We start from the raw sequence: 13,158 nt of genomic DNA, 5'->3' as shown, positions 1-13,158 counted from the left end.
AACCGGCGCGCCCCGGTCGTGGCCTGCTGCGGGCGGTGCGGCAGAGCATTGAATCGGTCAACCAGACCCTCAAGAGCCAACTCGACCTCGAACAACACGGCGGCCGCACCATCACAGGCGTCACCGTCCGGATCCTGCAACGCGTCCTGGCCCTGACCGCCGCGATCTGGCACAACTGGCACACCGGCCAACCGACCATGCGATCCCTGACCGCCTACGACCACTGACCCCTTGGAATCGATCATCTAGGGCTCGGCGGCATGGGGACGCCGATGGCCGGCAACATCCTCCGGGCCGGACTGCCGACGGTGGTCTGGAACCGCCATCCGGAGCCGGCCCGCGGGCTCGGCGACCAGGGCGCGGAGGTGGCCGACAGCCCGGCCGACGCGGTACGCCGGGCCGACGTGGTGGTCACCATGGTGACCGACGCGGACGCGGTCCGGTCCATCGCCACCGACCAGGGGATGCTGGCCGCGATGGCCGAGGGCGCGGTCTGGGCGCAGATGAGCACCATCGGCGTCACCGAGACCGAGCGCCTGGCCCGCCTGGTCGCTGCGGAGCGGCCCGACGTCGTCCTGGTGGACGCCCCGGTGGCGGGCAGCCGGGGCCCGGCCGAGCAGGGCAAACTCGTCGTCCTGGCCTCCGGGCCGGAGCAGGCCCGGGAGCGGGTCGCGCCGGTCTTCGACGCGGTCGGGCAGCGTACGGTCTGGGTCGGCCCGGCCGGGGCCGGCTCGCGGCTGAAGTTGGTCAACAACCTGTTGCTCGCCTTCGTCGCCGAAGGGCTCGCCGCGGCGGTCGCGTTCGGCGACGCGCTCGGCATGGATCGCCCGGCGGTCCTGGGCGCCCTGCAGGGCAGCCCGCTGGTCTCGCCCTGGGCGGCGGAGAAGCTGGAGCGGATCGGTCGGGACGACTACAGCACGCAGTACCCCCTCGCGCTGGCGCTCAAGGACGTCAACCTGGCGCTGCGCGAGGTGGGGGTCGGTCGCTTCCCGGCCGCGGAGAGCCTCGCCAAGGAGTGGCAGTGGGTGGTCGACCAGGGTTTCGGTGCCGAGGATCTGACGGTGGTCACCCGTGCCCTGTCCCGACTGGGCGAGGTGGTGTGACGCACCCGCGGCGCCGGTCGGTTGCCGTTCGCGGTGTACGCAGGCGGGAGGTCGAGGCGTGGCGAACATCCTGATCACCGGTGCCGGCACCGGATTGGGGCGGGGCGCCGCCCTGGGGTTGGCCCGCGCCGGACACCACGTCGTCGCCGGCGCGGAGATCTGGTCCCAGGTGCGGGACCTGCGCGCTGAGGCGCAGCGGCAGGAGGTCACCCTCGAGGCGGTCAAGCTCGACGTCACCGACGACCTCGACCGCCGGCACGCCTTTGGTCACGACGTCGACATCCTGGTGCTCAACGCCGGCATCCAGGAGGCCGGCGCTGTGGTGGAGATCCCCATGGAACGCGTCCGCCGGTCCTTCGAGGTGAACGTCTTCGGACACCTGCACCTCGTGCAGGGCTTCGCCCCGCAGCTGCTGCGCCGGGGCAGCGGCAAGGTGGTCTGGGTGTCCTCGGCGGCGGGCATCCGCACCCGGCCGTGGCTCGGCGTCTATGCCGCTACCAAGCACGCGATCGAGGCGCTGGCGTGGGCCATGAAGAACGAGATGGAACCGCGCGGCATCCGGGTGGCCGTCATCAACCCGGGGCCGTTCCGCACCGGCTACAACGATACGGGCGTCGAGGCGATGTACCAGTGGTGGGAGCCGGCGACCGCGCTGCTGGACCCGCCGGACTTCCGCGACTACCTCGACAACCAGTACGACCCGCAGGAGATGGTCGACGCCATGGTCGAGGTGATTCCCGCCGACCATCACCCGTACCGGACCGTGCGTCCCGCGGCCAGCCTCCAGCAGGACAAGGACTTCGAGTCCCGGGTCTGGGCCGCCGGAACGTGATCGGGGACGCCGCCGGGTGCCGTGAGGCTCCGGATTGACCCTGTCAGGCCCGCAGGACTTGATTGCAGCCATTGAGCCATAGCCGCCTCGAAGGTGGCACGCCGTTGTCGCCTGTAGTCGCAGGATCTAGGTTGGGAAACGTCCCCGTAACCTCGAGGAGGCCCGGTGGCAGGTTCGACCGGCAGCGACGAACAGGCGGCGCCAACCATCTACGATGTGGCGCGGGCGGCGGGCGTTGCCGCGTCGACGGTGTCCCGCGCATTCGCCCGCCCGGGCCGGGTCAACGCCGACACCGCCGGGCGGATCCGCAGGATCGCGGTGGAGATGGGCTACCGCACCAATCCCGTCGCCCGCGCGCTGCTCAGCGGGCGTTCCTCGATGATCGCGCTGGCCATCTCCGACATCACCAACCCGTATTACTTCGAGATCATCCGTGGTGCTCAGGCGGCGGCGATGGAGGCCGGCTACACGATGCTGCTCGCCGACGCACAGGAGTCCGACCGGCTCGAGCGAGAGGCGTTGGACCGGGCCGTCCAGACGGTGGAGGGCATCGTGCTGGCCAGTACCCGGATGTCCGACACCTCGATACGGATGACGGCCAAGCTCCGGCCGCTGATCGTGCTCAACCGGGCCGTCGCGGGTGTGCCGTCGGTGGTTACCGATCACCATCACGGCATTCGGCAGGCCGTGGATCACCTGCACGCCCTTGGTCACAGCCACATCACCTATCTGGCTGGGCCGGAGGCGGCGTGGTCGGACGGGATGCGCTGGCAGGCATTACGTGAGGCCGCAGTCGAACTGGGCCTGCGACTGCACCGTCTCGGCCCGTATCCGCCCACCGTGCTCGGCGGCGTCGCCGCCGCTGACGACTTCTGCCGACGACCGACCAGCGCGGTCATCGCCTACAACGACCTGCTGGCCCTGGGACTGCTGCGCGGTCTCTCGGCCGTCGGCGTCCGGGTGCCGCAGGACGTCAGCGTCGTGGGGTTCGACAACATCTTCGGTACCGACCTGGTCACGCCCGGCCTGACCACCCTCGCCGCGCCGCTGCACCTCCTCGGACGCACCGCCGTGCAAGGCCTGCTCGCTCTCATCTCCGGCACCCAGCGTCCGGTCGACAAGCCGGTCACGATTCCGACCCGCCTGGTGGTCCGCGCCTCCACGGATCAACGGCGCCCGACCCGGATCGCTGCCCTCGCCGAACAGGCGGAACTCTCCGACCTGCTGCAGACCCCATCAGCCGGGATCACCACCGGATAGGCCAGGTCGGACCCCGGAGCGGACCGCCGCCGGCCCGGGTAGCAACTGAGTGCGTCATCCGCCCGGGGGCACGGCAGCGTCGCCACCCCCTGGCCTCTTACCACGCGCCAGGGCAACTCACGGCAACTGATGGTCTGCGGGCCTGCACCGGAACTACGGTCACTGCGACTCCTTCCCGGGGTCGGCGAACCCACGCTGCCGGGCAGATCGAAGGTAGAGGTCGTGGAACGATGACGAACGCCACCCGCATGACATTCCTGGGAAGCGCTTTGACGGCGCTGGTGCTCTCCATCGCCCCACCCGCCCTGGCCGCAGGCGGGCGGGTGCCTGAGGCGGCACCAGCCGCGGCGCCCGCACCGGTCAGCCGCACCACTGTCCCAGATTCCGTGTCCGTCGTCCCCTCGGCAGAGGGCATCCACGTCCTTGACATTTCGAGCAACACGATCACCCTGGCTTCCGGTGTCACTTTCATCTACACCGTGGACACCCCCGAGGGTCAGGGCCGCACCCCGCTCGAGGTCGAGACGGTAGACCAGCTGCTGAAGGAGATCACCTCCAAGGACGGTTCCGCCCAGACCTACACGGTCGAGGACTCGCAGGGTACTCAGAAGCAAGCTACTGACCGGGTCGTGCCGGGCGACGTCCTCACCGTGACCGCAGGAGACAAGACACGCCACTACACGATCGACATCGTCAAGGGCGCTGTGCGCGGCCGGCTGGAGCTGCAGCACGGCGAGATCACCGCGAACACCAGCTCGGACGTGGTCGTAAACTTCACAGCCGGTATGAGAAGCCCCGCCACCGACGTGCGCGTGAAGGTGCCACGAGGAATCCACGCCACGATGGACAACACGACTGCCAACGTCATCGGTCGCGGAGAGGTCAAACTGTCCGGGCTCGCGACGCAGTCGGTCGGCAGGGTCGGAGCAGGCTACCGGTTCCCGATGGTGGGAACGGTCAAGATTGAGAACGCACGAGACGGCGGCCAGGTCATCACGTTCCACGGGCTCGACCTCAGGCCGTCGAACGGTACCGACCTGCAGATCCGGTTCACGCACGTCTCGGTCGAGCAGGGCAGCTACTCGTTCGAGGCTTCCTACACCACCTCGGAGCCCGAGAAACTGACGAGCCCGGCAGCCATGGCCAGCCTCCAGGTCGTCAAGACCGTTAGCGACTTCCGCCGGGTGCTGGACAAGAGCCTGAGCTACAGGGAAACCCCGGACACCTACAGGAAGGCGCGATTCCGGTGGACGACGCCTCAGCACGCGGCCTCCGTCAGGTTGCTGCAGTCGACGGACCGGGGCGCGACCTGGACGCAGAGCAAGGCCACGGTCGACGCCCGCACCGGCGAAGTCGAGGTCGAGGTCGTGGGCCTGGCACCGAACACCGAGTACGACTTCAAGCTGGACGTCAGAGGCGGTGAGAACCACGGCCAGTCGAACGTCGCATCGTTCTACGCCGGCAAGCTGAACGCCAAGCTGATGGGGGCCAAGGGCGACGGGCTTGCCGACGACACGGAAGCGATCAATCGGGCGATCCGCTACCTCAACGAGATTGGCGGCGGGACGTTGCTGTTCGAGAACGGCACGTTCAACGTCAGGACCGTCCACCTGCTCAGCAACGTCTACCTGTACGTCAACAAGGACGCGACCATCTCCGCGATCAAGGGCGCCGACGCGCCCGAGGCCTTGTACTTTTCCGACAAGGCCTATCGCTCGGGTACGTCCCCGACCGACCCGGGGCCCTACGAGGACCCCGAGAACTACACGACCAAGCAGGACGTCGGCCACACCTACTTCAGGAACAGCATGTTCTTTGGCGAGAGGGTCGACAACATCAAGATCATCGGGAACGGCCGGATCTCGGGCAACGGCAACATCGTGACCACCGACAAGGTCATGGACAACGCTCCGGACCTCAGGGCCGACAAGATGGTGACCCTGAAGCTCAGCACCAACTTCGAGTTCGGCGGGCTCGACAACGGCTTGGACCTCTGGTACGAGGAGACCGACTCACCCACGACCGACCAGCCGTACTACATCAAGAGCCTGGCCAAGGACGGCACGACCGAGTCGAAGCAGACAGACATCAGCAACATGCTGAAGGTCGACAACGCCGGACACTTCGCACTGCTGGCCACCGGCACGGACCACATCAACACGCACGACTTCTACTACGACAAGGGCAAGGGCGGTCAAGCGCGGGACGTCTTCGACTTCATGCAGAGCAGCTACGTCACCGTCAAGAACATCTACGCCAAGGGGACGTCCGACGACATCGTCAAACCGGGCAGCGACTCCTCCCTCGGGTTCACCAGGCCGGCGACCGACTTCTACGTCCGGAACATCATCGGCGACACGAACTGCAACCTCTTCCAGATCGGCAGCGAGACAGCCGACGACATCAGGAACGCCTACGTCGACAATATCTATGTGCTAGCTGGCAACAAGGCCGGTTTCTCCATCTCCACGAACGACGGCGCGACCGTCGAGAACATCTACCTGAACTCGGGTAAGACGGGACCGGTCCACCACCAGGCGCAGATGCGACGCACGCGGGCACCCTTCTTCATTTCGATCTCCAACCGCGGCCGTGTGATCGGCGGACAGGCGGAGCGAACGAAATTCATGGAAAACGGCGTGCAGCGGGACGAGCTGCTCAGCATCAACGTCAACATCGGCCATGTCCGCAACGTTCACGTCAAGGACGTCAACATCGAGGAGGTCTACGGGGGCAGTCAGTACAGCGACCCCTCGAAGCGATGGGTCCCCTACACCAACCAGAGCAAGGCGACGCCGATCATCGCCGGCTACAAGGTCGGCGAGGGCGGACCGGCCCTCCCGGACGGTCGCACCATTGGCTACGTCGAAAACGTCACGTTCGAGAATGTGAACCTGCTGGTGAAGGGCGGCAACAGCTACGAGGACTCGCAGATCAGCCCTCCGGAGCTGGGCGTGGGCAAGTACAACGTCGCCGACTTCGGGGTGCAGCCTTCCTACGGGTTCTGGGCGAGGCACGTACAAGGGTTGAGCTTCAAGAACGTGACGACGAACTTCGAGAGCAACGACGACCGCTATGCCTTCGTGCTCGACGACGTCAAGAACGCGAAGCTCGACGGTCTGACAATGGTGCGGGGAAGGAACAACCCCAGCGTCATCGAACTGAAGAACGCCAGCAACATCACCCTCCGTGACTCCGCCTTCTACGACGGCGCCTGGGGCAACAAACTGACTCCTCTCCAAGACCTCACCAATGTGACGGTGTCGGACGCCCAGGCCTACCCGCCGATCGTGAAGGACCCGCACAACACCGCCATCCAGCTCAAGCGGGGCGGGCACGAGAACGTGACGGGCTTGGATACTGAATCGAGGATCGTCACGACGGTGCTAGGGTCCACCGCGGCCGGCCTGACCACGCAGATCGAGTCGACGGACGGCACCGCCCAGACGTATGCGGTCGCTGCTCCCGACGGTCGGCCGAGGAGCGCGGGCGAGTTGCTCGACACGGGGGACACCCTGGTCATCACGGCGGAAGACGGCACGACGGAAGCGGAGTACCGGATCGTCGTCTCACCTGACCTGGTGATCGAGGGAGAGTCGCAGCTCGAGACGGTCGAGCGGAGTGTCCCCGGCATCACTCTTTCCACCTCCTCGACGAACGGGGCGACGTACCTGCAGACCAACTCGGTGCCGGTCGGGGAATGGATCCAGTTCGACGTCGGTGTTCCCGTCGCGGGCACCTATGACGTCTCATACCAGTACAAGACGAACACGTCCGGGAGGGCGACGGTCCAGGCGTACGTGGACGGCGTCGCGAAAGGGGCGGCGGTCGACCAGAACAGCTCGACGGCCAACCAGTACATCCCGGTGAGCCTGGGGCGAGTGACCTTCGCGGACGCCGGAAGGCATCCGGTCCGCTTTGAGGCCGTGAGACCCGGGTCGATCGTCGTCGACTACATCAAGCTCACGAAGGTGGCCGGCGGACAAGCAGGTTGACGAGCCTCGCGCGACTGCACACCTAAGGCGGTGTCCACCAACTTCACCGGGTTGCCGGTGGGTGTTGTAGATCCTCGCCCTTCGGTCGAGCGACTTCCACCCTGGGTGGTGGGGGCTGGCCTCCGCCGGCCCAACTGATCCGACTACCACCAACGCGCCGACCCAGTGACCTTCCCATATCTACGACGGCGGCTGGTGGCGTCGGTGTCGATGGGAATCAGCTTGCTGTTGCGGCTTGGCCGCCGGGAGCGATGAACATCGGTAGTGGCCGGAGTTGGGCGGGCGGCCAGTGGAGGGGCGGGAGTTGCTGTGACACGAATGCGTATGGCGTCCGGCCGGATCACCCTTGCCGTCAGCGTCGTTCTGCTGGCAGTGCTGTCCGGCGCTATGCCCACAACGGCGCTTGCGTCGGGCGCCGGGCTCAGTGGGCCAACGGATGCCGAGGAGCTGAGGGCCAATTGCGCGGAGTACGGTGATATCACCGTATGCTCAGCCCAGGTACCCAGCTTCGATGGTTCGCCCCTTGACGTGGACGTAACGCGTCCCATGCCCGGCACCGGTGACCGCCATCCGATGATCGTGTTGCTGCACGGATTCGGCAACGACAAGCACGAGTGGGAGTCCACCTCGGACGTCGCCGATGGGGCGGACAAGTACCACTGGAACAACCACTGGTTTGCCAGGCACGGCTACTACGTCGTCACCTACACCGCTCGCGGGGTTCCGCGACAACGGTCCACGTGCGAGCTACCAACCGGCGACTCCGGCTGGCGAGGCCCCGACGTGCCTGCCGCCTGGCGGCTCGGCCTGCCCGCCCACGGGCACGATACGCGTGAAGAACAAAGACGTCGAGATCCGTGACACCCAATGGTTGGCCAGCCTGGCCGCGCTGGCGTACCCCGACGTCAACCCGGATCAGGTTGCGGTCAGCGGCGGCTCCTACGGTGGCGGAGAGAGCTGGCTGCAGGCCGCTGCCCAGGCGGGTAGCGAGTACTGGAGCGATTTCCCTGGCCTGCCACGACTGCGCCTGCAGGTTGCCGTGCCCAAGTACCCGTGGACCGATTTGGCGTATTCGCTGATGCCCAACGGCCACCCCGGCGGCCCTTCCGGAGCGGCTCCCGGCGAGCCGTACCGCGGGACAGATGAGTACTCGTCCTCACAGGGTGAGCCGGACAGCCTCGGGGTCGGCAACCCGATTGGCGTCGCCAAGACCAGCTACATCGGTGGCCTCTATGGCCTGGGTACCGCCAACGGCGTCTTCGACGAGGGGTCCCTGTCGCCGCAGAGCAACGGACCGGAGCCGTTCACTGCCTGGCTTGGCAGGGTCAACGCGGGGGAGCCGTACGGCGGCCCGGGCCGCGTGGACGACCCGATGATGGCCCAGGTGAGAACCGCCTTCAGCGCCTGGCACTCCGCGTACTACCAGCCTGGGTGGCGCATCGGCCGGAACGCGGGCCGCGAGCCGGCGGTCTTGTCCATCTCCGGCTGGACCGACGACCTCTTCCCGCCGGTCGAGTCGTTTCGGATGTTCACCTATCTCAAGAGCCTCGACCGGGACTGGCCGGTCGCCGTGATGGTGGGCGACGTCGGGCACTCCCGGGCGCAGAACCCGCCGACGGTGTGGCAGGCGATCAACCAAGGGGCGTGGACGTTCCTGCAGGCGAACATAGCCGGTGGCCGACCCGCGCGCACCGCCGTTTCCAGCTACCCCACGTGGTGCGAGGGCACTGCGACTGCCGCCGACGCGATCAGCGCACCCAGCCCCGCCGCCCTCGCTAACGGCAGGCTGATCGTGGAATACAAGGGCGAGGCCCTCCTGCCAGCGACGGCCGGCGCCAGCGACCCGGACGGCCCCGCCACCGACGCAGTCGCGGGCGGCAACACCGCGAGCGGCCCGGCCTGCCGCATGTCCGCACGACTGGCCACGCCGACCGGCGGCGGGTACACGTCGCTGTCGCGGCCGCTGCCCGCAGGGCAGACCTTCGTCGGCGTCGGCCACGTTCAGGCCCGGTACGCCGCGACGCCGGGCGCGGCCGGCGCCGTGTTGATCGCGCGGGTATGGGACGTCTCGCCCGACGGCACTGCCGTGCTGGTAACCCGAGGTGTCTACCGGTTCGACTTCAACGGGTACGACGCCCACAGCGGGATTGTCCAGGTGCCGCTGTACGGCAACCACTGGACGTTCGCTGCCGGCCACCGGATCCGATTGGACCTGGCCCAGGTCGACCACCCGACCTACCGGGCACCGAACGCCGCGGTGACGGCGACACTGGACCTGTCCGCCACCCGCCTCGTGCTGCCGGTCCGGCAGGACGCCGAGATCACCATGCAGTAGTCAACGGCACCGGGGCGGCGACCTCAAGGCTGGTGCCCCCCTGCCACCGACTGTGACGGGCGCTCCGGTGAAACCGCAGCACATGCCCGGCTCTGGCAGCCACGGCCGATACGCCCGCCGGTACCTACCGGCCACGCTGCCTGCGTCTTAGCCCGCGCGTACCGGTTCCCACCGGTCGCCGGGTCGGCTCGACGGCAAGGAGGTGTCGGTCATCCCTCAGTCCTGGGACGGGGTGGTGATCGGCGGCCGGCCGGCGCTTGGCCGATGGTTGTTGCGCTTCAGCCGTTGACGTCGATGTCCATCACGAGGGGCTACTACCTCCGGCACGACGCAGGCATGATCCGACCTTCAGAGGAGCTTCCATGCGTATCCGTCCACCGCTGGCCGTCGGGGCGGCCTTCGCCCTGGTCTTGACACTCACTCCATCGGCCGCTTCGGCCGTCGTCGATGTCGGGTCACCGGGCGTCGAGCGGCTCGATGTCCGCCGTACGTCGGAGTCCGTACGACCTACCGACGCTCAACTGTCTGCGGTGCGCGAGTTGGTGGGCGCCGCGGGCGCCGGCACGCGGGTCAGCTGGGACGGGCGGTTCGGCACGCCTCGGACGATCCGCAAAGACGGTGGCTGGCTCACCGGCCCGCGTTCGGGGAACGCGATCGAGGTGGCCCGGTCCTTCATCGACGCCCATCGTGACGCGTTCGGCCTGACGGCGGCGGACGTCGCGGCGCTGACGGTCTTGCGGGATCACGAACTCGTCGGCACCGGCACGCACGTGGTGAACTTCGCGCAGACGTTCGCCGGGGTTCCTGCGGTCCGCGGGGGGCGCCTCGGCGTGGCGGTGACCAGCGACGGGAAGGTCCTCTCCTACGCCGGCAACTCCGCCCGCGGCGGCGGGCTCACCGCTGGGCACAAGCTGTCCGCCGGCCAGGTGTTGGAAGGTGTGGCCAGCAAGCTCGCCCCCGGCGTGGCCTACACGGCGCAGCCGACCGCAGACCGTGCAGGATTCCAGGTCTTCGCGAAGGGCCCCTTCGCCGGTGAGTCGTATGTGCAGAAGGCGGCGTTCCCGACACGCGACGGCGCCCGGCCGGCCTACCGCGTGCTGTTTATCAAGGCCCTGGATCAGGCGTGGGACACCGTGGTCGACGCGTCCACCGGGGAGACGCTGTACCAGGCGTCCCTGGTGGCGCGCGACGCCGAGGGCACCGTCTACGAGAACTACCCGGGCGCGCCGGCCGGCGGCGCACCCGTCGTCAAGTCGTTCGGACCGACCGCCCAGTCGCCGTCGGGTTACGTCGACCCGACCGGGCTGGTGGGCGTGGCCGGGCCGACGACCTTCGGCAACAACGCGAACACGTACGCCAACTACTCGAACTTCCTGGTCCCCGCGGACCAGGGACCGCGGCCGGTGAGCCCGACCGCGCAGTTCAACTACGCGTACTCCGCGAACTGGGCGCGCAGCAAGGGCCAGGCGGTACCGCCGAGCTATGTCCTGGATCTCGATCCGGCGGCGACGAACCTGTTCTGGCACCACAACCGCATCCACGACGAGTTCCGGGCGCTGGGCTTCACCGAGTCCGGGGGCAACTTCCAGGTGAGCAACGGCGCCAACGGCGGTTCGGGTGGAGACCCGGTCCTCGGGCTGGTGCACGCCGGCGCGACCAGCGGCGGCGCACCGACGTACACCGGCCGGGACAACGCCTACATGCTCACTCTGCCCGACGGTATCCCGGCCTGGAGCGGCATGTTCCTGTGGGAGCCGGTCAACGACAGCTTCGAGGGGCCGTACTCGGACGGCAACTTCGACGCCTCCGTCATCGAGCACGAATACGCACACGGGCTGTCCAACCGGTACGTCAGTGGTGAGGACAACGCCCTCAACACCCACCAGTCCGGCTCCATGGGTGAGGGCTGGGGCGACTGGTATGCGCTGAACTATCTCTACGGCAAGAAGCTCGCCACCACGGCCGTGGTCGGCCAGCACGCCACCGGCAACACCGACCGGGGCATCCGGAACTGGAGCTACGACAAGAACCCCACCGGCTTCGGTGACATCGGATACGACCTTGGCGGCGCCGAGGTCCACTCCGACGGGGAGATCTGGACGGCCACGCTTTGGGACATGCGTAAGGCCCTCGTCGCTCGCTACGGCGAGGCGGCGGGCGGTGAGATGGCCGCGCGGTTGGTCACCGACGCGATGCCGCTGTCCCCGGCGGACCCCTCGTTCATCGACATGCGTGACGCGATCCGCACCGCACTGGACAACCGCTACCACGGCAGATCCGACTATGCCGCGCTGGTGGACACCGTCTACGGTGCCTTCGCCAAGCGGGGCCTGGGCCTGCACGCCGCCACCGACGGCGGCGACGACACCGACCCCACCCCGTCCTACGAGCACGTCAATCCGGCCCGCAACGGCACCCTGACCGGCACCGTCGTGAATGCCGCCACCGGCAAGCCGATCCCCGGCGCCCGCATCAGCCTGGGCGTCTTCGAAGCCAGGGTCACCCCGCTGCGGACCTCGTCCGCGGACGGCGGGTTCTCCGCGCCGGTGACCGCCGGCACCTACCCGGTGACCATCACGGCTGAGGGTTTCGGCTCTCGGACCTTTTCTGGTGTGAAGGTCACCGCCGGCACCACCTCCGCGTTGCGGTTCGCTCTGGCGCCCAACCTGGCGTCTGCCGCCAACGGCGCCACCGTTGTCTCGGCCACGGCGACCGGCGCCGCACGGCTGATCGACGACACCGAGGCCAGCAGTTGGAAAGCCAGCCGGGAGACCGGCAACGCGGTGATCAAACTGGCCGCTCCTGCGCAGATCTCGTCGGTCCAGGTCAGCGCCTTCACCACCGCCCGATTCGAGGGGCTGCGCTCGTTCACCCTGCAGACCTCCACCGACGGGGCGAACTGGCAGACCGTCCTGACCAAGCCGGAGGCGTTCGGCTACCAGACGCCCCGCCCCACCGCACCCGACCTGCACTACAAGCAGTTCACTCTGCCGAAGGCGGTGCAGGCGCAGTACGTGCGGTTCTGGACCGACGCCTCGCTGGGCGAGACGAAGAGCGACGTGCAAACCGCCGAGCTGCAGGTCTTCTCGCAGACCGCTATCGGGGTGGAGCCGCTGCCGCCGTCCCCGCCGGACGCACCGGTGACCGACAGCGGGCTCATCGTCGCGGGTAACCCGTCCACCGGCACGGCCGATGACGCCACCGGCGTGACCGCCACCGCGTTCAAGACGGCCTGTGCGGTGCCGGCCGCGCCGGCGCAGGGCGCGGACGGTTGGGTCACCAAGCTGCCGGACAGCTTCGGCGACGGGGCACACGAGGCGCAGGTTCACAGCGACACCGTCACGCCGTACGACTTCGACCTGTACTTCTACGACGAGTCATGCACCCTGCTCGGCTCGGCGGCCTCGTCGGCCGCGGACGAGTCCGGCACCATCCCGAGCGGGGCCCACTACGTCCTCACCCAGCTGTGGCTGGGCGCCGCAGTGCCGTTCACCCTCACCGCGACCGACACGAGGTGACGCAGAGCGTGGGGTGCTGGAGCAGTTTCTCCTGAACCTGTCCGTGCCGTATGTTGCGTGGTGGCTGCTGGACGCCCGGCAGCCACCACCTCCTGCCCCTGCCGGCGTCCGACCC

The 13,158-nt window shown here is 68.1% G+C and carries 7 protein-coding genes and 1 pseudogene; all 8 read left to right on the top strand.

What is annotated here, in order from left to right:
- Window positions 1–227 (top strand): annotated as a pseudogene (locus tag DKT69_RS15470) (IS982 family transposase); the annotation flags it as partial.
- A 9-nt stretch (window positions 228–236) separates the two neighbouring features.
- Window positions 237–1,103, top strand: coding sequence for an NAD(P)-dependent oxidoreductase (locus tag DKT69_RS15465; RefSeq protein WP_255420202.1), 867 nt, complete (start codon window positions 237–239; stop codon window positions 1,101–1,103).
- Between the two features lie 58 nt (window positions 1,104–1,161).
- Complete coding sequence (locus tag DKT69_RS15460; protein ID WP_109802253.1) at window positions 1,162–1,935, top strand: SDR family oxidoreductase; 774 nt, start codon at window positions 1,162–1,164, stop codon at window positions 1,933–1,935.
- A 165-nt stretch (window positions 1,936–2,100) separates the two neighbouring features.
- The gene (locus tag DKT69_RS15455) at window positions 2,101–3,195 is read left to right on the top strand and encodes a LacI family DNA-binding transcriptional regulator (protein ID WP_109802252.1); all 1,095 of its coding nucleotides are present in this window, start codon (window positions 2,101–2,103) and stop codon (window positions 3,193–3,195) included.
- Between the two features lie 230 nt (window positions 3,196–3,425).
- Complete coding sequence (locus DKT69_RS15450) at window positions 3,426–7,190, top strand: carbohydrate-binding domain-containing protein (protein ID WP_146231093.1); 3,765 nt, start codon at window positions 3,426–3,428, stop codon at window positions 7,188–7,190.
- 318 nt (window positions 7,191–7,508) lie between these two features.
- The gene (locus tag DKT69_RS37760; protein WP_146231092.1) at window positions 7,509–8,051 is read left to right on the top strand and encodes an alpha/beta hydrolase family protein; all 543 of its coding nucleotides are present in this window, start codon (window positions 7,509–7,511) and stop codon (window positions 8,049–8,051) included.
- Window positions 8,023–9,525, top strand: a complete 1,503-nt coding sequence (locus DKT69_RS15445) for a CocE/NonD family hydrolase C-terminal non-catalytic domain-containing protein (protein ID WP_109802250.1) — start codon at window positions 8,023–8,025, stop codon at window positions 9,523–9,525. The genes DKT69_RS37760 and DKT69_RS15445 overlap by 29 nt, the downstream gene beginning before the upstream one ends.
- 362 nt (window positions 9,526–9,887) lie before the next feature.
- Complete coding sequence (locus DKT69_RS15440; RefSeq protein WP_109802249.1) at window positions 9,888–13,043, top strand: M36 family metallopeptidase; 3,156 nt, start codon at window positions 9,888–9,890, stop codon at window positions 13,041–13,043.
- The last annotated feature ends 115 nt before the right edge of the window (window positions 13,044–13,158 follow it).

Origin of the sequence: Micromonospora sicca, from assembly GCF_003172935.1 — a bacterium.
GTDB classification, from domain to species: Bacteria; Actinomycetota; Actinomycetes; order Mycobacteriales; family Micromonosporaceae; genus Micromonospora; species Micromonospora sicca.
Note: the sequence above shows the minus strand (reverse complement) of the source record. Positions and strands in the feature narration are given on the sequence as shown.